This window comes from Microcoleus sp. T3_B1 (genome assembly GCF_036700445.1).
GTDB lineage: Bacteria > Cyanobacteriota > Cyanobacteriia > Cyanobacteriales > Microcoleaceae > Microcoleus.
Genome location: NZ_JAUBOX010000022.1, coordinates 23,501 through 45,381, shown reverse-complemented (window position 1 = coordinate 45,381; position 21,881 = coordinate 23,501). Strand labels below are relative to the sequence as shown.

Below are 21,881 nucleotides of genomic sequence, written 5' to 3'. Positions count from 1 at the left end.
GCATTCTCACCAGTGGCGATTGTGGGAACCAAAGCCTAGGATGAAAGTCGCAGATACGCGCAAGGACACAGCACTGCCGTGTCCATACACATATGGCGTACAATCTATAGCAATCCTTGCAGGAGTCGTAAATTTTTTACCCCACCCCAACCCTCCCCGAACTCGCGGGGAGGGAGTAAGAAATTCACAAATGATGCGAGGATTGCTATATGTGTAGCTCAAATTTTCCGAATTGGTATAATCACCAATCACTAATGACTAATGACTAATGACTAATTACTAATTACTAATTACTAATGACTAATGACTACCCGACGCACCTAGTAATTAGCAATTCCACCGCATCTGAAATAAAACACGACCCACCAAATTTATTGAGCACGGGTCTAATGTTTTCTGCAACTGCTGAAACTTGAGCTGGTGAACAAAAAGCAAGCACATAAATGTTATCCAGCGCCGTCATTGATGAATCACGGGAAACGTGATCCCTAGTGCTTTTTCCAGCCACATCACGAATCACCGAATAACCGGGTACGCCCGCTTTGTCTAAACCGTCTAAAATCTTGCCGAGCTCCACTGAGTGGGCTATGATTTCTACTCTTTTGACTGACTCCATCATCTCACCTCCAAAACATATTGATTCCGTATAGATACAGGGGAATGCCTACAATGATATTAAATGGAAATGTCACTGCTAAGGCAGTTGAAATGTAAAGACTTGGATTCGCTTCGGGAACAGTTAGGCGCATGGCTGCTGGTACTGCTATATAAGAAGCACTCGCGCACAATACGGCAAACAGCAAAGTGTCTCCCTGCGGCATTCCGATTAATTTGGCTATTACCAAAGCAATTACTGCGTTGACTATGGGAATTAGGATTGCAAAGCCGATCAGAAAAATTCCTGCTTCTTGCAAATCTTTAATTCTGCTAGCAGCAACCAGCCCCATGTCTAGCAAGAAAAAAGTCAGAACTCCGTAAAACAAGTCTTGAGTAAACGGACTCATAACTTCCCAACCATGTTCTCCTGTCATTATGCCCATAATTAGGCTGCCAATCAGCAGAAAAACTGAACTGTTTAGGAATGCTTCTTGCAACACTTCTGACCAAACTATTTCGCGTTTTCCTTCTTCCCCCCCAAATACACTGACTAGAATCAGACCAACTATAATTGCTGGGGATTCCATTAATGCTAGCGCGGCTACCATGTAACCGTCAAAGTCGATCCCCTGTGCTGTGAGGAAGGAGGTTGCGGTGATAAATGTGACGGCGCTGATGGAACCGTAGGTGGCTGCGATCGCGGCGGCATTGTAGGAGTCGAGTTTGATCCTCAATATGAAAAAAGTATAAACGGGTACGAGCATTGACATCAGCATCGCTGCCAAAATTGTCAGGGCAACTTGCTGGTCAATTCCGCTTTTGGATAGTTCGACGCCGCCTTTAAATCCGATCGCAAACAGCAGGTAGAGCGAAAACAGTTTGGGGATGGGCGCTGGAATTTCTAAATCAGATTTGAGAAAAATTGCCAGCATTCCCATGAAAAAAGCTAATATGGGCGGATTTAAGATATTTGACGCGACTAAACTCAAATCCACGATCGTTCACTCCCCTTTCTTGCGTTTTTAATATTACTTCCCCAGTAATTGTGGCACGAGAATGGATAAATAGACCGATCGAACTTGTGACGCGAAAGCTCGATCAGGCTAAATACCGCCAAATACGGCAAAGGCGCACAGTACGCACCCTACAACGAAGGTGTACACTGGGCACCTGCAAGCTAAGTATTTGTGTTTAACTAAGCAACACCCAAATAAGACTCTAGGGCTTCGGAACCACCGATCAACTTGCCGTCGATAAATACTTGCGGCACAGTTGTAGCCCCAGTCATAGCCCGGAGCGATTTGGTTGTGATCTCCCGGCCCAAGACGATTTCTTCATAATCAAAGCCATGTTTACTCAGCAGTGCCTTAGCCTTAGCGCAGAAGGGACAGCCCATTTTTGTAAACAGCGAAACTACCTTCGGCTTGGCTGCTGCGGAGTTAATGTAGTTGAGCATCGTCTCGGCATCGGACACTTTGAAAGGATCGCCCGGTTCATCAGGCTCAATAAACATTTTGTCAACCAAGCCATCTTTTACCAGCATCGAATAACGCCAAGACCGCTTGCCAAAGCCTAAATCTGTTTTGTCTACCAGCATTCCCATGCCTTCGGTAAATTCGCCGTTACCGTCGGGAATTAACGTCACATTGTCTGATTCTTGGTCTTTGGCCCACTCATTCATCACAAAGGTGTCGTTGACGGAAATACAAACGATTTCATCTACGCCGTTTTCTTTGAAAACTTTGGCCAATTCGTTGTAACCGGGGAGGTGCGTTGACGAACAAGTGGGAGTAAAAGCTCCTGGCAGCGAGAAGACCACTACGGTTTTGCCTGCAAATATATCATCGGTGGTGACATCGACCCACTCGTTGTCTTTGCGAGTGCGAAAGGTGACTTTGGGTACTCTTTGACCTTCTTGGTTCGTCAGCATGATTTTAAATTCTTGGGTACTTGGGTTCAATTCCTTTGCTTATTATAGCGTACTCATAACGAGTATGAGTTGTCAAGGGGAGGCGAGTTTTTTTCTCGGACTTGGGCGCGCGCGCGAGCTCAGTTCATTGTCTTTGCGACAGATAGCAGATTTAAAACTTGCTGTTTAACCCTCTTTTGTCACTCTGGAAAATTAAAAATGAGAACCAAATTTTCAACTGTAGATAGATCAAGGATTTGAGCATTTATTTTCTAACAGAATGGCCCAAATCAAGGTTTTTGGTAAAAGCCTTATGATGTAACCATCCCAGATTATTTTCTGCCGAAACTGACAAAAGAGGGTTAAGTAGGTCGGCAATTCTGTCTCCATTCCTTTGCTGCTGCTAACGGGTGAGGATTTTTTACACATTCTGTCAACATATCGATATCAATTCCTGGCAGCAATTCGCTTTGTGTGATTAATTCATAACCGCAGTTGGACACGAATTCAACCGGAATTTCTTCTCGCAAATGGTAGATAGAAAATCGGTCATTTCGCCAGAACCAAACCTCTCGCACATTCAACCTTCTATACAGTTCTAGTTTATTGATGCTGCCACTGGTAACAATCACTTCAATTACCAAATCGGGAAATTCTTTATCTGTGCCAATACAGTAAGCTTCATCCGGTTCCGTACCGCCACGTTTTTCCTCTTGTCGCAGAGTTGTAGACCCAAAAGGGAAATATTCGATGTCAGCTTCTACAAAATAAATAAGCAGCAGATCTCCAATGCGAGTTTTTCTACTTTCATGGCGGCGAGAAGGCGACATAATTTCCAAAACTCCATCTAAATAAGTAACTCGATATCCCGCTGTATCTCCAATCCGATTCAGCAGTGTCTCGTATTGTTCCCAGTTGGCGCTATCGGTAATGTAGCGATCTTCAGGATCTTGGCGTTGGAGTGCTTGTTCCTTAAGTAGCGTATCTAGCTCGATCGTCAGCATCGGTATTACCTCCTTACAAGTTGTTCTAATCTTAGCTCAACTTTATTCCCAATCAAACTCCCTCCCCAAATATTCCTCTAATTCCTGATTGTAAGGTCGGAAATAATCGCTCAACCAATCGCGAACCGATTCATTGACCGGCTGGTAAGAACCGGGATTAGCATTTTGGTATTCAGACAATTGATATTCCGGCAAATCTAAGAATTCTAAAACTTGCTTGACAGTTGTGGCCGCACCTGCATAAAAATCTTCGCTTTTCAAAATTAACAACTGTTCTTGGGGAAAGAAAGTCCGCCAGTTTTTGATAAATTCTATGTACCTACCGCGAGCTAAATAATTCCCCGGTTCCTCGCCGATGATGTATTCTGGATTTTGATTCAACCGTTCAACTTCATCGCTAATTACTCGATCGAGCGATCGCGCTTCCCAATTTAAGTCAGTCAAGCGGTAAAATTGAGAAATCGCCCGATCGACCGGATTTCGCAAAAGTACAATCAGTTTAGCCTCTGGAAACAGGCTGTAGAGTCGTTCCGGTGCTTCCCGACAGTCAAAATAGCTTGGACTTGCTTCGCCAGTTACAAATTCCTCTCCCGAAGGCATTGGGGGAAAATGAGCCAAATACCAATCAATCCCTCTGTCAAAGTGCCACGAGAAAAAATCCATCTCCTTTTTAATCGGAGTCAAAATTCGCGGGTGTTGAGCTAAATAAGTATACAGAGAAGTCGTGCCGCACCGCTGAGAACCAATAATTATAAAGTTAGGAACTTTAACGGCTTTTAAGTTCCAATTTTGTGGAACAGGCAAGATGCCTGTATCTGCTTGTGGAACAGGCAAGATGCCTGTATCTGCTTGTGGAACAGGCATCTTGCCTGTATCTGCTTGTGGAACAGGCATCTTGCCTGTTCTCTTACTGATAAGAGATGCCAAACTTTGTTTGTAACTGACAGTTCGATAAAAATCAATCGCCTCAGCAATTTTACCTTGCCTCGTCAAAGCTTCCCCCAAATTCAGATAAGGCCAAAAAGCCTCCGGTTTAGCTGCAACAACTTCGCGGCACAAGTTCTCAACTTCATCTAGCTTGTTTTGCCTAACAAAAACTTCCCACAAATTGTAATAAAACCACCAAGGAAGATCGGGATTTATTTCTATTGCTTGAAAAAATGCCGCCGCCGCTTCCTCCCAATATTTTTGGTGGCTCAGAACAGCACCTAAATTGTAATAAGACCAGCAATCATCGGGTTTTTGGGCGACTGTTGCGCGAGATGAGGCTAATGCGCTATTGCACTTTTCTTGCTGCTGCAACAACTCCTCTAATTTCGCTGAAACATTACCATAATTAGGCATAGCTGTCAAGAGAGCTTGGTAAAAAATAATTGCGCTTTTTGGGCGATCGTACTTGGCTAAATTCTCTCCTAAGTGCAAATAAAACTCCCAATTTTCCGGTGTAATTTGCAATTGAGATTGTTCTAACACTAAGTTTAAATCCGACTCTGTTTGTCCGAGAGCGTATCCCAACTTCTCGTAAATTCCCGGCAAATCTCCGTCAATTTCAATAGCTTTTAAATACGCGGCGATAGCTTCATCCCACTGTTTGAGTTGAGTTAAAGCGTCGCCTAAATTGCAAAAAGACCAAGCAAAATCCGAGTTGAGTGCAATCTCGCAGCGGTAAGCAGCAGCAGCTTCTTCCCATCGCCGAAGTTTCAGCAAAGCATCGCCCAGATTGTGATAAGACCAAGAAAAATCGGGATTTAACTCAACAGCGTTTTTGTAAGCAGCGACAGCTTCCTCCCATTTTTCAAGTTTCAGCAAAACATCGCCCAAACTGTGATAAGACCACGAAAAATTAGGATTTAATTCAATAGCTTGCTTGTAAACAGCAACAGCCTCATTAAACCGACCGCTTTCTTGCAGAGAATTACCCAGATTGTGGTAGTCATTATCCATGCAAAACTCCTGCAAGATTCATTAATTTTTCCAGCGAGTTCAAATCCACCCGTATATCTTTATGTCCCGGATATTTCTGAGTTTGGTCATCCACCAAATCGCAAAGTAAATAGTAATGTTCCAAAGCGCACAAATTGCTAATCATCCAATAACAATGCGGCACGTAAAGGGGAGAAAAAATCTCAATTACCTTGGTTCCCGGACTGCAAAAAACTAGATTAGTCAACCCCCCTCCGTGAGGTGCGACAACTACTTTAGCAGCAGCTAAACACGATGCTTGTTCCGCTACCGACATAGTTTCCAACTTAACACTGCGAAACCCCAATTTTTCTAAGTATTTAATTACCTCTTCATCATTGACGATTCGCCGATAGGATGCTTGTTGGCGGGTGATATAAATTCGCTCTGAATAGTCTGTGTTTAGTGGCGGTTTTTCATTTAAAAATGTCTGTTTAAGATATTCACACTTCCATTTAGAAACCGCTCCCGCTCCGTCATAAAATATTGACGGAACTATTAATTTATCGGCTGTAATGTGTAAATTGCAGCGACTTTCTAAAAGTTTATCTTGAGGAATTCCTAAAGTCTCTAAAGTTTCGGCTTGGTAGGAAGAATCCGAGGCATTGACAACAAACTTATCTATAGTTTCTATCAATCCGCTCCGCTGCAAAAGGTCAAATCGCGTCATCACATCAAACATCCAATGAAAATAAGCGGCTCCACCCCAGCGAGCCGATAAAAAAGCCACATTTCCATCGACGTGTTCAGCGGGAGGCAATTTGTCGGAAGTGATTACCAATTCAGAACAGCCCATTGAAATATCAGTAACAAGTTTATTGTCTGAAGTAATGACGGCGGTAGTCACAACATCTGCCCAAGCTCGTCCGTTTGGCAATACGGCAACAAAAGCTTTTCTGGAATGACTTTGATGTTCCCAAAATCTGCGGCTGCTGTCGATTGTTTTGGAATCAGATAAATTGATTTGACTCGCAGGATGGATGTCAATGCAGGTGAGGTGCGGATTGGATTCTGCTGCAACGGTCAAATCTTCTGTAAACCCACAGTATTTTTTGAGAATACTTAAGGGTAAGATTAGATTGCTGTATTCTCCCCGATCGCTCTCATTGACTTCTCCTTGTTGTTCCAGAGCATAACCTATGTTATCGTAAACTTCAAACAAATCGGGTTTAATTTGCAGGGCTTGAACTAAATTAGTGATTGCAGGTTCCCACTGCTGTTTAGCCATTAAACTCAAACCCAATCCTTCGTAACACCAGCAGGATTTTGGATCGAGATTGATACCTTTTTCATAAATGGCGATCGCCCTTTCCAATTCCCCTTGCTTCCGCAGTGCATCGCCTAACTTTTTGTACAGCCAACTATGATCGGATTCTAGCTCAATAGCACCACCAAAAGCCGCTGCTGCTTCGGGCCAATTTTCTTGTAATTCCAGAACTTCTCCCAAACTATTGTACAACCAACAATCATCGGGATTTAATTCAATAGCTTTGCGGTAAGCCGCCGCCGCTTCTTCCCAGTTTTCCAATGCAATCAAAGCCTTACCTAATCTGTCGTAAGACCAACAAAAATCGGGATTCAGTTCAACTAACTTGCGGTAAGCAACAGCAGCTTCCTCCCACTCAGAAAGCTCCATCAGCACATCGCCTAAATTGTTGTAAGTCCAACAAAAATCGGGATTTAACTCAATAGCTTTGCGGTAAGCAACAGTGGCTTCCTCGTGTTCCTCCATCGCCTGCAAAGTTTCCCCCAAAAAGTGGTAAGACCAACTAAAATTAGGGTTGAGTGCGATCGCCCGTTGGTAAGCTGCCCGAGCTTCGTCAAACAGTTCTTTCTCTTGCAGAGCTTTACCCAAATTGTGGTAAGTTAAGTAGTTGCCCGACTTAATTTTAATAGCTGTTTGATAGCGGGCGATCGCCTCATCCAAATAACCGGAATTCGCCGCAATATCCCCCAACTTTTCCCAACCCAGAGACAACAGAGTTTGCTCGGCGCCCAAACTTTGATTGCCGAGTTTTTTAACAATCAGTTGATAGCCTTTGTGTACTACTTCTAACTGACTTCCAAACATCTCCAAAAAAACATCTATCCCAATTTTAGTATCTTGCTCCGGGCTGTCGGGAAAGGTAAACTCGTAATCGTCAAAAATCATCAATCCCCCAACTTTCACCAACCTCCAAGATAAAATCGCATCTTGCAGAGCACTTGTGGGTTTGTGACAGCCGTCAATGTAAGCAACATCGTAATATTCCGAATTCAAATTCACTAACAAATCTTGAGAGTAACCTTCTAATTCAATTACCCGATCTGCTGCTCCCGTTTTAACAATATTGCCCTTAAACTGTTGTTGAAAATACAAATCAATACAAGTAATCTTTGTCGTGGGATGAGTTAAAATATTATCCAGCAGCCAGCAAGCCGACATTCCCTGAAAACTGCCGATTTCCACCACTTGAAAATCCGCAATTCCGGTAAATTCCTGCAAATGCAATTTCCAAATAGGAATATTGTGGGTAAACCAATCTTGGGTAAATTGATAATTTTTCGCCGCACACTCAGGCCAACTCCTCAATTCTGCCGCTTTTTGGTGGCAAATAATTGCTTCTTCTAATTCCCCTAATTGCGGTAAAATATTTCCTAAATCGTTGTAAGGCTGAGCATTGCTCGGAGCGATTTCTATTTGGCGACGGTAAGTGGCAATTTGTGCGTATAACTCCTGTTGTTTCGCCCGAACATCATTGAGTTGGGCGACAACTTCCGCAGCATTGGGTTCAATTTGCAGTGCCATGCTATAAAATACGATCGCACCTTCAAGCTGCTTCTGTTTCGCTAAACTATTGCCTAAATTTATATAAAACTCTGCTCCATCTAACTCAATTCCCAGCAATTTGTGGTAAATTTTCCCGCTTGCAAGTACCTCGATACCTTGACAATAAGTTTGGATTGTGCTGTCTAAGTCCGATTCGCTTCGCTTCCGCAAAACATATCCCAACCTCTGATTGATCCCCGTCAAATTCGGCTCAATCTGAACCGCGTGCAGGTAAGCGCTAACAGCTTCATCCCAGGATTGTTCGCAGGTGAAGGCAATTCCCAAATTGACATAAAACCAAGGGATATTTGGATTTATTTCAATAGCTTTGCGGTAGCAACTAATAGCTTCGGGCCACAGTTGTTTTTGAGCCAAAGCGTCTCCTAAGCAATTGTATGTCCAGTAGGAATTATCATTAATTTCCAGAGCCTGACGGTAACATTTAATGGCTGCATCAAAGTCGCGTTTTTGCGCGAAAACATTACCTAAACCCACGTAAGCACGAGCGTAGTTGGGATTGAGTTCGAGGCTTTTGCGGTAACAGGCGATCGCCCGATCTAATTCTCCTCGCTCCGCCCAAGTTTTACCCAAACTGTGGTAAGATTCAAACGAATTTGGATTGATGGCAATGGCTTGTCGGTAATTGGCGATCGCCTCATCCCACCGCTTCTGGCCAACCAGCATTTCCCCCAAATTGTGATAAGCTGTTGCCAGTTGCGGGTTTAACTTAATTGCGCGCGAATAACACTCCATAGCGCGATCGCACTTTCCCAATTCCACCAAACTATTTCCCAGAGTCACGTACTCCTCAGCCGTTGCCCAATTCGGCTCAATATTAAAAGCTTGATACCAACAGTCTGCCGCCTCTTCTCGCTTCTCTAACTGCGTCCAAATTCTCGCCAACTGGCGGTAAACAGCAGCAAAATTCGGTACTAAAGAAATCGCTTTTTCACAAGTGGCGATCGCCTTTTCCCACTGTTTTTCTTGAGAATACAAAATGCCGAGATTAGCATAAACTTCCGGCAAATTTGGATTGCGATCGATCGCCCTTTCATACCACTGCTTAGCTTGCTCGATTTCACCTCGAACCTGCATCACCTTTCCCAGCGTCTGACACGCTGCTGCCAAATTCGGTTCAATTTTCAACGCTGACTCGCAAGCAGCAACTGCCTCATTCAACTTTCCTTCGGCTAAATAAACTTCTGCTTGCCGACTCAAATCAACCGCTGCCTTTTCCATCTTCTCAATCGAGGGCATAATTAAACTTGCTCCAGACACCAACTAACCCAAACCCACCACCTCAACCATCTTTTTCAGCGAACTCAAGTTCACTAAAATATCCTCAGTCAGCGAATTCTGATACATCAACTGTCTAATAGGATAGCATTCAAAAGCCTCGCCCGCTAAAAAGTAATGTTCCAACTGCAAATATTGACTGATTCCCCAGTAATAATGGCTGATATAGTGAGGCGACACCAACTCAATTACTTTAGTTCCCTGGCTACAAAAAATCGTATTTGTCAAGCCGCTGCCGTGGGCGGCAACTATTACCTCAGCGTGGAAAAAATGAGCAATTTGCTCTGCCAAAGACATCGACTCAGGTAAAAGAGAAACAAACCCAAATTTCTCCAACACCTCAACCACATCTTCCTCGTTCAAAACTCGTCGGTATCTTGCTTTGCTGCGGCTGATATAAATGCGTTTGGGATAGCTCGAACTAGGTATAATTCCCTTGAGAAACTCCCGCCTCAAAAAATCCATCGCCCACCCAGAAGCCCAGCCCAAATATCCCGCAAAAGACGGCACAATTAACTCGGTTGCTTGAAGATGAGGCACGCGATCGCTCTCCAAGACTTTCTCTTCGGGAATGCCCAGAATTCTTAGACTTTCCCGCTGAAATTGGTGCTGACAACTATTGACCAAAAACCAATCAATCTCCGCCAAATCCCTACCGCTGTGCCGCAGCAATTCTATCCTCGGCAAAACATCAACCATCCAGTGAAAATAGACATTTCCCGACAAACCAGAAAGCACCGCCACCCTGCCGTCAATTTGCTTTAAAGCTGGAAATGATTCTAACTGAAAAACGCTGTGTTTTCTAACATCATGCTTTTCGCATCCCGGCAAAAACCCCGGATAATCTCTCGACACATCAGCCAACAAATAATTGTCTGGAGTAATTACAGCTATCGCCTTGCAAATCAGCCAATAATTTTCCTGTGGCACAATCCAAACTCGCCCGTTAGGAATTGCAGCCACAAAAGTCTTGGGCGACTCCACAGGTATCGGTTGCGAGTTGGACAAACGACAAACTCCCCAACCCAAATGCACCGGATCGAACCACTTAGAAAGTCGCTGCAAACACAGCCCGCAAGTTAACCCGGTACAATCGGAATTTGCCAATTTGGAATTGGATCTCGCAAATTGGGAATTCGGAATATTTTCTGCACTTGCTTCTGGTGCAGGCTTCCAAAATATTTCCACATAATTCTCTGAATCCAACTTAGCATTAACCAGCCAATCCCAGCTCGATAAATAAATAGCGTGAGGAGGTTTTATAGAAGTGCTATCAGGCCAGATAAAGCTCTGTTTTTTCCACTTTTTCTGCTCCCCATACCCGTGCAATTGCAACTCTAAAACTTTTTGATAATAATCGAGCGCCCGTTCCCAGCGCCCCTCTTTTTCCAGCAGTTTAGCCAACTCAAAATAAACCTGCGGTAAAGCAGGTTGAATCGTCAAAGCCATGCGGTAAACTGCAATTGCTGCAACGAACCGCTTTTGCTGGGCTAAGGAATTTCCCACCCGCCAGTAAATCTCTGCATTTTGTGGCTGAATTTGCAAAGCTTTTTGATAATAAGCCGCGGCAGATTCGTGTCCGCCGTACTCTGTTAAAGCATTTCCCAAATGCAGGTATATTTCTGCTAAATAATCGCAAATTTCAGCAACAGGTAATTCGCAAGCTGCACTTGACAAATATCTAGCCACACCATCTTTTTTATTTACTTTTAAATCTGTTAAATCCGTGACATCCGTGACATCCGTGACATCCGTTACATCCGCTACAAAATCCGTTGCCGAACTTCCCATCAATGCTGTGAGAAATCGATCGCACGCAGCGATCGCCCTTGACAATTCATCATCATCTACCGCCGCAACTCTGCGCCTGTCTCCTAAGCGGCAGTAAGCCTCAACAAAATCAGGCTTCAGAGCTATCGCCCGCTGAAAATAAGGCATGGCTTCAGCAATTTTGCCCAAAACCATCAAAGAAAACCCGGCGTCTGTATAGCCTGAAATATAGTCGGAATTAATCTCGATCGCGCGATCGAAACAAGCAAGCGCCGCCGAATGTTCCCCCTGTAATTGCCACGCTTTCCCCAGATTGTAGTGAGCCAAAACCATGTCCGGCTCCAACTCAATAGCTGTGAGGTAAGATGCGATCGCCCGATCGGGACTTTTGTCCAGGAAGGCTTGACCCAAATTATTGTGCAGCGTCGCCCAATCCGGCTTAATCTCGATCGCCCGCTGGTAAACTTCGATCGCCTCAGCCGCGCGATCGTCCTTTAGCAAAATCACACCCAGATTGCTGTAAGCTTTCACGTAATCCGGCGCCACGGCAATCACCTGTCGGTAGGTATCCATTGCCGCTTCGAGCTGACTATTTTCATCTAAAACCACAGCCAGATTGTATAAAGCATCAAGATAATCCGGTTTTTGGGCGATCGCATTTCGGTAACAGTCGATCGCCCCCAACAAATTACCCTGCTTGTGAAAAACATTTCCCAAGTTATAATGAACTTCTGCCCAATCTGGTTTCAAATCCAGAGCTTGTCGGTAGTGAAAAACCGCCTCATCCAGCCACGCATAGTCGCTGTAAAGTTGACCCAAATAAGCATGAGCCAGAAAAAACTGCGGCGAAATCTCCAAAGCTTGCACAAAAGCGTCTCTTGCCGCCGTCGGATCGCCTTGAGCTTCGAGAATTTCGCCTAAAGTCGTGTAAGCCGTGGGCGAAAACGGTTGAAGTTCGATCGCCTGTTTGCAAAACTCGATCGCCTCAGTTAACTTCCCCCGGTTCAAATAAATTTGGGCTTGCCGGATATATTCTTCAGTGCTCATTGCTCGCGGTGCAGTTGCGGTTTCTTTACCGCTTCAGTAAAACCTAGAAATTCTGATTTAAAAACTTTGTATTTATATTTCAATACGCTTGCGTTAAAAATATTTATTCCGGGCGATATCCCTTGCAGCATCCCTGGTTGTTGGGCGACGCAAGAGTAAGTTCTTGTCCCACCCTTGTAGGGGCGGTGCCCCCGTGCCCGCCCTAGGCGCCGGGGCGATGCCCCCGTGCCTCCCCCTTGTAGGGGCGGTGCCCCCGTGCCCGCCCTAGGCGCCGGGGGGATCGACCTTAACCCAAGCGTATTGATTTATATTTTTCCCCATCGGGCGATCGATTAATTTTATCAATAACTGTCGATCTATTTTTTTTAACTGCCCCTGCTTCACTTCCTGCATTGAATATTTCAACCTCACCCCGCTTGTAGCAGAGTGAGGTTGAAATCCTTTAAAACTACCGGCTTTGTGAGAACAGCCCCGAATCTTATCCGATGCCGCCCCACAACAGCCAATTGTTTTAGAACAACTCGAAGCTGTTCGAGGTAATTGTCAGGTTAGGCTGCAACTGAGCAACAGTTAGCACTCCGTTGCTGCCGTTGAAGAACAACTTACCGCTTGTTGGGTCGTAGACCAACTTGTTCGTCGTGGCTGCTCCTGGAGTAGCTTCGTTGAAACCAGAAACGACGACAAACTCGCTCGCCTCGAACGTGCTGCCCAAACCCGCGAACACACCGCCCTGCTTCAAGCGGATCTTATCTTCGCCGGGGGTAAAGTCAGTGATCGTGTCTACGCCGAACTCGCCACCTGCAGCACTCGCGAAGTAGAACGTATCGCTGCCAGCACCGCCCGTCAGCACATCACTTCCTCTGTCCCCAGAGATAAAGTCATTGCCACCGCCACCATTGACAGTATCGTTGCCTTTACCGCCGTATAAAGACTCGTTGCCGTCGCCGCCGACGACAGTATCGCTGCCTTCGTTGCCGTAGAGAACGTTGCTGCCCGATCCGCCGATTACGATGTCGTTGCCCTTATCGCCGAGTAAGGTGTCATTCCCATCACCGCCATTTACGAGGTCATCCCCTTTACCAGCAAAGATCAATTCATCGCCGCTGCCGCCAGCCACAGTATCCGCGCCCGAACCAGAAACGATGATCTCGTTCCCGTCGCCACCGCCGATATTGTCATTCCCGCCACCGGAAAAAACGATGTCGTTGCCACCGCCAGCGGCGATGACATCAGCGCCCGCAAAAGTCTGGATGAGATCGCTGCCGGGGCCGCCGATCAATCTGTTATCGCCTTGGATGCCGATAATGGTTGAGCCACCGCCACCGACACCACCTGGTAGTGAACTTGCTGGTGTTGTTGGATTTGTTACCTGTGTCATTTACACTCCTCCTAAAAGATCAATCATTTTTCTACAATACACTTTTCCCTCCAAAGGGATTCAATAAATGAAACCGGACATCGGTTGAGACCCTAATTGACCCGGCTGCTATAAGCTGTCATGTAATTTAAATTGTCAGCAGCGAGCCTCGGAGCGCGAGTTGAATCCTGTATTCGTTGAGCAGCAAATCTCGGTTGTTTCCTGCTTTTGACTCTCGACTCCACCACTGCCTCCTCTAACACGAAAATATTCCACTTAAACGTTTGCGAGTTTACCATAATGACCGTCGGTGTGGCTAGTCATTATTAAAACAATAGCCGGAAGATACACAGAGACCATTTTTAATGGGAGTATGCTCTCAAGATTGAGAACTTGCACCGGGCCCGCGGGCACTGTCATCGCCGGAGAGTTCGATCGCCCGCAATGGGGCTGGAACTGAGCTGCGATTTCTTTTAAGTACACTGTTGTTGACTTGACTTTTGATTTTCGCCAATAGTTCCCCAGAAATCAAAATTTTTTAGCTGGCTTTGAAAGCAAGCCCTCGCACGCTGGAGGCCGCATTCAATCAAAAGTGCTTCCCAACACAGTCCCTGACGGACTTTTGAGCCTCATCACCTTGATGTTTCCCGCCAAATCCCTCACGATCAATGTAGGATTTTGGCTAAAAAACCCAGTTTTTCAACCCCTCTCCGTCATTTCAACCATGAGCCGCATCCATCCGCCAAATCCGACAATGCAGCGATCTTCTTTTGGTGAAGTTGGGATGAACGGTTGGCCGGTAGATTTGTGACGGTACTGTCACTATATTTTAGATTTTAGATTTTAGATTTTAGATTTTAGATTTAGTCCACAGATGAATCTGGGAACTGGAACTAGCATCTAAAATTTTGGGCTGCTGGCGACTCCTGCTCCAGTTATGGGTTGGCGCAATTGTAGGTATGGATAATTTACCTGTTTATAATGCTGAAGCCGTCAATTTTTTGATGGTATCTATCGGAGCAAAGGTAAAATTTTTACCTCGATACTCGCCGGATTTATCTCCGATAGAGTTGTCTTGGGCAAAAATCAAAGCGATTTTCCCTTCTCAAGCATATCCACCTTCAAATGTTCTTGATGAAGCGATTACTAAAGCTATTAATGCTTTTACTGATGAAAATGCTTGGCCATCCTTTCATCACTCTGGTCTCTTTTGAGAACCCATTAAACAGTTAATTTTTGTAGTAGATGCGATGGGCTCATCTCAATATTTGTAAAAACACTTCTTCTGGCTCCTTCTTTCTTCCTATTTCCTCCTGCCTCCTGCCTCCCAACTCCAATTTCTAGGTTGGCTGCTTTCATTGATGTGCTCCCCATTCGAGCGCTAATACCTCTGAGTGAAACTATTTACTTTTTAGCCCATAGTTTTTTACTAATTGTTGTTAACTTCGAGCTGATCGTTAACGATTAGCAAATTTTGCGAAATTTAATTCGGCATTAATTGAGAGAAAATCTCTACTATTTATTCCTAGCGGTGTGCTGCTAGTTGGGCTGGTGACGCGTTGGAATTGCTCTGGCTATCGTACCTGTAGATTTGAGCGTCACTCTCGAAAATATAATTGATGGAAGTAGCTGCATAGTATGCCAGCGCTAGCAGCGACAATAGATTAAGAACTCTATAAATTGGTTTCTCAGATACTTCGTTCATTTGGACTCCTACTTTTTATGAAATAACGAATTTGGATACCGTGACGGCGCTTTTTTTTAGAAGTTCCCAAACATCTCGCACCTCTAAAAAATTAGCTGGATGCCGTTATACACTCCTGAGACCCGATCGCCCAAAATAAGTCGTACTTGAGATTTGAAACAGTTTTTGTTGCCTATTTCATATTGCAGTCTCTGCCTTTAATTGTCTATCTAACTGCGGTAAGAGTTAGGCATTTGGGGCGCAATCGAACTCTACAATTTCCTGTTTAGAGCTGCTACGATTTGAATAAAGGGAGCTGGAAAAGGTTAAATGGCAAAGATCCTAGCTGTTTTTCCACGCCTCGCCAGGATTTTCCCACCTTCGATTAATGGTACGCAGTGGCCGGAGGTAATGAAAATTCTTAAGTTTGTCACCGGCAGGCGAAAATATGTCTGAAGTTATATTTTTACAAGCAACAAGCCATGTTACATTACATATGAATTTTGAGCTTGGTTGAGGTGGTAAATAATTTTTGGGTAAAAAAATGTTGTGGTCGCTGTCCGATAATTTGAGTCCGACAATTTTGCCTGAACAATTTTAACTGAGCCACACCATTAAATCACGGTTTGACAGAAGAAAATTGACAGAAGAAAATTAGGCATCAGTCGATTGGAGACTTCGGCGTGAGACGTTCAGCGAGGGCTGAGTCAATCTCGCTTAGTTGAACGATTGGAGATTTGAGATTTATTCCACAGATGAATCTGAGATCTTCAACAAGAGCCTAAAATTTTGGGCTGCTGCCGACTCCTGTGGGAAACTTGTATCCGTTTTTGGGCGCAGGGCGGTTTCATTCTCACCAAAAACATGAATTTTGTAGGGGTAGTGCCCCCGTGCCTACCCTCCCCATCAGTGCCCCCGTGCCTACCCTCCCCATCAGTGCCCCCGTGCCTACCCTCCCCATCGACGATTTGCTCGTGTTTCAGAGATTGGGGCAGCCACGGGGGGCTGCCCCTACAAGAGAATGAAACAGCCCTGGTTTTTGGGCGGGGTCAATCGATTTTAGATTTTAGATTTTAGATTTTAGATTTTAGATTGGAAGCATTGACTTGCGCGAGATAAATTCGGGGGCTCCTTTATCGGATACAGGTTTTTTCTTTCTCCACCGATGAATCCGGAGGCTTGTATCCTGGATGCTTGATTGTCAAAAAGCAGAAGGCAGAATTTGATAGCGGTCAAAAAATACTGTTTTAGGATTCAGCATTTTTATTGGATTCTACCTTCTAGCTGCATTTTTTTACAATTAAACAATATAAATTACTCGCTGCTATGAGCGATGCACGCCGAATAATTTATGAGGAGATCACCAACTATGTTGAAGCCAGTTACTTCCACAATTTATTATAATTATCGATCGCATTGAGCTGTTTGTACCACAGACTTTGTGCTGGTAATTTGCAAAAGGGATAGGGGCAGAACAACAGGCCAAAACAGAGGACCGATTATTAAGGCTATCCAAGATATCACGTCTGTTTTAGATGTGGCAGTATCATTCCAAAAACTTTTGAACCAAACAAGAAAAACGATTAAGGCAATCGAAAAGTAGCTCATCATTATCATTTTTTTACCTGCCTGCCTATAGATGGGATAGGAGTATTTATAAATATTGTATCTCAGGGTGTGGCTCGCCGATCGCAACTTTATGGCCTGAGCTGCAAGCTGCAAGTGTCTAAAACCCAAAGTTTCACAGCTATCCGAGTCCATAGCCTGCGATGTTGAGCGGACTTACTCCCGCTGCGCGGCGGTCTTGGGAACTCAACGCCTTGCCTTCAGGGCTTTTCGAGGTTTTGTCAAACCTTGAGGCTACCACCCCAATTATAGCTTATGCGATCGAGGTCTTGGGTTTTCTGTGATTTAACTCACGTATACTGGCCGACTTCGGTCACAAATCGAGCCAAGAACGATCACACAGCTTACCCGACTGCAATCACCCTACTCTTTTCTCAAATGCTCGATATTATAATAGTCGAGTTCAACGAGATTTCATGCAAGCTCTGACTTTAAAATCTGATCGCGCGATCGCTGAACTGTTCTATCAAGTCACCCATTCAGGCAATCTGACTCGCAGTCAAAGCCACGGATTGCGCGAACTCTGCCAAAGCGCTCTCAGCGAAGACGCCAGAGATGCAGTCAACCGCCTGCTGCACGCCATCCGCCGCGGATGGGTCAGGATTTCCGATTAGTCCCCTCACACAAGAAGTTGAGATGAGTATTTCTACTTTCTCTCCTGTCAAGCTTTGCCAACAATAAGATTGAAGTGAGTAGGTCGCTCGATTAACCCTCTCCAAAAAAAATTGTACTGCGATCGAAAAACTCGAACCCGGTTTCTTGAAGAAGCCGGGATTTTTGATTTGCAGCAGCCAGTCGATTTTAGATTTTAGATTTTAGATTTTAGATTTTAGATTGACTTCACAGATGAATCTGGGAGCATGAACAAGAGCCTAAAATTTTGGGCCGATGGCCGCTCCTCTCGGAAACTTGTATCGGCTTTTGGGCGGGTTATTAAGTATATCCACGGAACAAAGACCACACCAAGAAACTAGGTAAATGTAGGTAAAAGCGGGTTTATAAAGACCGTAAAAGTTTTACGTAGAATTAAGCCAAGCGATTTAGCTAGCAGTCATTAGTAAATCTATTAATAGAGAAATATTAAGAAATTTGTCACAGTCTCTTGACAAAAAGTAGAGATTTCGGGGTTGCCAAAAGCGAGAAATCGGGACGGGGTTGGTGTTTCCAGTTGCGGGGCTATCCTGGAAACATCCGCTCCCCAAGTCCGGCTGACACAAATCACTCATCAAGAGCCAAGCGATCACATTTACTCCCGTAGTTGAATCACATAAATATTGGGGAAATCAGTCAATACTGTCAAGAGTGAGTTCACAAAAAAAACACATGATGAAAACCCAAACGCTTTTACCTCAATTTACTATTGCAGAGCTAGTCTTTCAGGTATATCACTCCGGTCTGCTGACTCCCACTCACCGACAACAGCTCAAGACAGCCCTGTTAAATGACTCTCTTACCGAAGAAGATCAAACAGCCATCAACCGCTTGCTCCACGCCGTTCGCCGGGGCTGGCTGAAAGTTGTAGATTAAACTCGGTTCTAAATTTTTTGCCACTACTCTTTAAATGCACTGTCACTTGAAGGCAGAATTAAATCCCCTTAAAAAAATCAGGCATTAGCCTAAATGTAGGGTGCGCCACAAGCACCCTGCGGTTTTAACTTCTATTTTGTCAGCTTATTTAGTCAGAGATTGTGCCGTCAGGCATCATGGCCTCTCTCAGATTCGCTTCATTCAAATTTGTCCCGCGCAAAGAAGCTTGATGCAAGTTTGCTCCCCGGAGATTTGCTCCCTTAAGGGAAACTCCGCTCAAATCTGCTTGATGGAGATTTGCACAGCTCAAGTTAGCTCCGCTCAAATCGGCTCCCTTCAAATCAGCTTTTTCCAGATTTGCTTCCGTCAAATTTGCCCAACTCAGATTTGCTTGAGTTAGGTTAGCACGGCTGAGGTCAGCTTGTGTTAAGTTCGCATCGGTTAAATTTGCTTTGCTCAGGTTGATTCCGCAAAGCTTGACTTCTGTCAAGTTTGCACCTTGCAAGTTAGCGTTAACTGCATAAACTTGAATCAAAATTGCCCCCTGAAGGTTAGCATCTCTCATGTCTGCACCCCTGAGACTCGCCCCCGTTAAATCGGCCCCGCTGAAGACGACACTCCGCAAGATGGCTCCGCTCAAGTTCGCTCCCACCGCCTCGCATTCGCCAAAATTAGCGGACATGAGGTTGGCTTGGGAGAGGTTGGCTTGACTGATATCTGCTTGATACAGATTAGCTCTGTACAGGGTGAGACCGATCGAATTTGCACCTTTTAAATTAGCGTGACTCAGGTCAATATCGCGCAAATTTGTCCTTGAGATATTGGCATCGCTCAGGTCTACTTTGTGAAAAACCCGTTCTCCGGCTGCATACCGTCTGAGAAGTTCCTCTGCATCCATGTCATTTTCCCCAAAATAATTAATAATAGCTTTGATATTTCCATAATATTAGGCATGAGCGACCTTTACGTTTCTTGGTCTCAATACCATCGAAAAATTGAGGATTTGGCTGTAAAGATTGATGAATCTCAGTGGAAATTCGATCGCATTGTCTGTCTGGCGAGGGGAGGGCTGCGGGTTGGAGATACTCTGTCGCGGATTTTCGACAAACCTCTGGCGATTTTAGCGGCCTCGTCCTATGGTGGGGCCGAGGGCAATGTCCGGGGTGCGATCGAGTTTGCCCGCGATTTGACAATGGTGGGCGATAATTTGGGCAGCCGCATTCTCCTGGTTGACGATTTGGCGGATTCGGGAATTAGTTTGAACCAAGGTATCGCTTGGCTGAAGAGTCGCTACGGCGAGGATATTCAGGAAATTCGGACTGCTGTACTCTGGTACAAGGCTTGCTCTGTTGCAAAGCCGGATTATTATGTAGATTATTTGGCTGACAATCCTTGGATTCACCAACCTTTTGAAATGTACGAAAAGATGAGTGCGGCTGATTTGGCTGCGAAAGTTGGGAGTTAGTCTATAAAAGGCTAACATCTGGTCAATTTTTAATATGGTTTTGCCGATATTTTGCACTTTTTGGCATAGTCCGTCAGGGGTTGAAACCCCTGTCTCATAGCTAAAGTCCTCTGAAAGAGGACTGGATATTTATTAAGGTTTGGCAGTCGGTTTCAACTCTGATCTTGCACCATTTTCAGCAACAGGCTTTTCGGCCTGTTCCACAAAGAGTGAATGTTCTTGTGGAACAGGCCGAAAAGCCTGTTAAGCGAGAATGGTACAATATCTCAATTTCAACTGAGATGTTGCATCATTCTCAATGAGCCTTTTTTGGGCGGGCTAGAAGCCCAACCCCTACTCCCCACAAGAAAATTAATTCTTTGTGGAACAGGCCGAAAAGCCTGTTCATAAAAAGCTTATTGAGAATGGTGCAACATCTCAATTTCAACCGACTGTCTTCTATGAGACGGGGAATTAATTCACTCCTAGGACTTGTGGGTAAGTGCAAGTCTGCTGATACAATTAGCGAACCGAAAGAATTCGATCGCCCAATTCCATACTATCTGCCAAAACTTCCTGCCGCGCCCACCTATCCGCCGCCAAAATATCGTCTAAACCAGGACTTTCACAGTTATCGGCTTGATGTTTGTCGCACGCCTTTTCAATCAGCTTGGGAATATCCAAAAACTGAATCTTCTCCTGCAAAAATAGCGCTACCGCCTGTTCGTTTGCCGCATTCAGCACCGCAGGCATCGAACCGCCCGCACGTCCCGCCGCATAAGCCAACTGCATACAAGGATACTTTTCGTGGTCGGGTTCTCGGAAAGTCAAATCCCCAGCTTTTACCAAATCCAGCCGTTCCCAATCTGTATGAATTCGCTCCGGCCAAGACAAAGCATAAAGCAGCGGCAAGCGCATATCCGGCCAGCCCAATTGCGCTAAAACCGAGGTATCTTGCAACTCAATTAACGAGTGAATTATGCTCTGAGGATGGATGACAATATCAATGTCGTCATAATCCATTCCGAATAAGTAATGAGCCTCGATGACTTCTAATCCTTTATTCATCAAAGTAGCAGAATCGATCGTGATTTTCTGCCCCATCGACCAATTCGGATGTTTCAAAGCATCGGCTACTGTTACTCCTGCTAATTTGTCGATCGGCAAATCTCGAAAAGAACCCCCCGAAGCGGTGAGAATAATTCGCCGCAACCCGCCAACCATAACACCTTGCAGGCACTGAAAAATTGCCGAATGTTCCGAGTCTGCCGGCAATATTTTAACGCCGTATTTTTCGATTAAGGGGTTGACAACGGGGCCCCCTGCGATTAATGTTTCTTTATTGGCTAAGGCAATATCTTTGCCTGCTTTGATAGCCGCAATTGTTGGCAGCAAACCGGCACAGCCAACTATGCCCGTGACGACGGCTTGAGCGTCGCCGTATTGGGCAACTTCGACAACGCCTGACTCGCCAGCAAGTAAAATAGGTTGAGGGTCGATGTCTGCGATCGCCTCCTTCAATTCCAGTAATTTATCTTCGTCGCAAACCGCGACAATTTCCGGTCGAAACTGGCGAATTTGCTGGGCCAGCAACGTTACATTTCGTCCGGCGGTTAACCCGACAATCCGAAATTGATCGGGGTATTGAGCTACAATATCCAGAGTTTGAGTGCCGATCGAGCCTGTGGAGCCGAGAAGAGTTATTGCTTTCACAATTTTTTAATGTTTTGTGGATTATTCTAATATTACGATTGCGGGGATAAAAATTAGTGGTTAACTATTGCGTGGAAAGCACATTCGATGGAATCATATTTTGAGTGACCGAAAGCATCCAGGATACAAGCCCCCG

At 45.0% G+C, this 21,881-nt stretch carries 17 protein-coding genes; 6 read left to right on the top strand and 11 right to left on the bottom strand.

Features of this window, described 5'->3' with window-relative positions; translation table 11 throughout:
- Window positions 1-307: 307 nt before the first annotated feature.
- The 8 genes from QT990_RS14435 to QT990_RS14400 all read right to left on the bottom strand — a co-directional run bounded on the left by QT990_RS14435 (window position 308) and on the right by QT990_RS14400 (window position 13,772).
- Window positions 308-619, bottom strand: a complete 312-nt coding sequence (locus QT990_RS14435; protein ID WP_223300725.1) for a P-II family nitrogen regulator — start codon at window positions 617-619, stop codon at window positions 308-310.
- A 1-nt stretch (window position 620) separates the two neighbouring features.
- The gene (locus tag QT990_RS14430; protein ID WP_333144304.1) at window positions 621-1,592 is read right to left on the bottom strand and encodes a sodium-dependent bicarbonate transport family permease; all 972 of its coding nucleotides are present in this window, start codon (window positions 1,590-1,592) and stop codon (window positions 621-623) included.
- 200 nt (window positions 1,593-1,792) lie between these two features.
- Window positions 1,793-2,527, bottom strand: coding sequence for a glutathione peroxidase (locus QT990_RS14425; RefSeq protein WP_333144305.1), 735 nt, complete (start codon window positions 2,525-2,527; stop codon window positions 1,793-1,795).
- Window positions 2,528-2,868: 341 nt separating this feature from the next.
- Window positions 2,869-3,510 (bottom strand): Uma2 family endonuclease, encoded by a 642-nt coding sequence (locus QT990_RS14420; RefSeq protein WP_333306257.1) that lies wholly within the window; start codon window positions 3,508-3,510, stop codon window positions 2,869-2,871.
- A gap of 42 nt (window positions 3,511-3,552) precedes the next feature.
- Window positions 3,553-5,454 (bottom strand): tetratricopeptide repeat protein, encoded by a 1,902-nt coding sequence (locus QT990_RS14415; RefSeq protein WP_333411784.1) that lies wholly within the window; start codon window positions 5,452-5,454, stop codon window positions 3,553-3,555.
- Entirely contained in the window at window positions 5,447-9,538 is a 4,092-nt protein-coding gene (locus tag QT990_RS14410; RefSeq protein ID WP_333411783.1) for a tetratricopeptide repeat protein, read from the bottom strand. The genes QT990_RS14415 and QT990_RS14410 overlap by 8 nt, the downstream gene beginning before the upstream one ends.
- Before the next feature lie 24 nt (window positions 9,539-9,562).
- A complete protein-coding gene (locus QT990_RS14405) occupies window positions 9,563-12,394 on the bottom strand; it encodes a tetratricopeptide repeat protein (protein WP_333465369.1) in 2,832 nt (943 codons plus the stop codon).
- 511 nt (window positions 12,395-12,905) lie between these two features.
- Window positions 12,906-13,772, bottom strand: coding sequence for a calcium-binding protein (locus tag QT990_RS14400; protein WP_333465368.1), 867 nt, complete (start codon window positions 13,770-13,772; stop codon window positions 12,906-12,908).
- A 571-nt stretch (window positions 13,773-14,343) separates the two neighbouring features.
- Between QT990_RS14400 and QT990_RS14395 the strand changes: the two genes are divergently transcribed.
- Window positions 14,344-14,562, top strand: coding sequence for a hypothetical protein (locus tag QT990_RS14395; RefSeq protein WP_333465367.1), 219 nt, complete (start codon window positions 14,344-14,346; stop codon window positions 14,560-14,562).
- Window positions 14,563-14,659: 97 nt separating this feature from the next.
- The gene (locus QT990_RS14390) at window positions 14,660-14,965 is read left to right on the top strand and encodes a transposase (RefSeq protein WP_333465366.1); all 306 of its coding nucleotides are present in this window, start codon (window positions 14,660-14,662) and stop codon (window positions 14,963-14,965) included.
- 311 nt (window positions 14,966-15,276) lie between these two features.
- Here QT990_RS14390 and QT990_RS14385 read toward each other — a convergent pair whose 3' ends face one another.
- The gene (locus QT990_RS14385; protein ID WP_333144313.1) at window positions 15,277-15,456 is read right to left on the bottom strand and encodes a hypothetical protein; all 180 of its coding nucleotides are present in this window, start codon (window positions 15,454-15,456) and stop codon (window positions 15,277-15,279) included.
- 309 nt (window positions 15,457-15,765) lie between these two features.
- Here QT990_RS14385 and QT990_RS14380 point away from each other — a divergent pair, with 309 nt between their 5' ends.
- The 3 genes from QT990_RS14380 to QT990_RS14370 all read left to right on the top strand — a co-directional run bounded on the left by QT990_RS14380 (window position 15,766) and on the right by QT990_RS14370 (window position 18,588).
- Window positions 15,766-15,891, top strand: a complete 126-nt coding sequence (locus QT990_RS14380) for a hypothetical protein (protein ID WP_333146033.1) — start codon at window positions 15,766-15,768, stop codon at window positions 15,889-15,891.
- Window positions 15,892-17,477: 1,586 nt separating this feature from the next.
- Window positions 17,478-17,675 (top strand): hypothetical protein, encoded by a 198-nt coding sequence (locus QT990_RS14375; protein ID WP_333437881.1) that lies wholly within the window; start codon window positions 17,478-17,480, stop codon window positions 17,673-17,675.
- Window positions 17,676-18,387: 712 nt separating this feature from the next.
- A complete protein-coding gene (locus QT990_RS14370; RefSeq protein ID WP_333044643.1) occupies window positions 18,388-18,588 on the top strand; it encodes a hypothetical protein in 201 nt (66 codons plus the stop codon).
- Window positions 18,589-18,736: 148 nt separating this feature from the next.
- Here the strand turns inward: QT990_RS14370 and QT990_RS14365 are convergent, their stop codons facing one another.
- A complete protein-coding gene (locus tag QT990_RS14365; RefSeq protein ID WP_333284353.1) occupies window positions 18,737-19,486 on the bottom strand; it encodes a pentapeptide repeat-containing protein in 750 nt (249 codons plus the stop codon).
- A gap of 54 nt (window positions 19,487-19,540) precedes the next feature.
- Between QT990_RS14365 and QT990_RS14360 the strand changes: the two genes are divergently transcribed.
- Window positions 19,541-20,053 carry a phosphoribosyltransferase family protein gene (locus tag QT990_RS14360; protein WP_333146024.1) on the top strand — a complete coding sequence of 171 codons (513 nt, stop codon included), beginning with the start codon at window positions 19,541-19,543 and terminating at the stop codon, window positions 20,051-20,053.
- A gap of 501 nt (window positions 20,054-20,554) precedes the next feature.
- On the opposite strand, the gene dxr is transcribed toward QT990_RS14360, so the two are convergent.
- Window positions 20,555-21,745: a 1-deoxy-D-xylulose-5-phosphate reductoisomerase gene (gene dxr / locus QT990_RS14355; protein WP_333284355.1), complete on the bottom strand. Its 1,191-nt coding sequence runs from the start codon at window positions 21,743-21,745 to the stop codon at window positions 20,555-20,557.
- Between the last annotated feature and the right edge of the window lie 136 nt (window positions 21,746-21,881).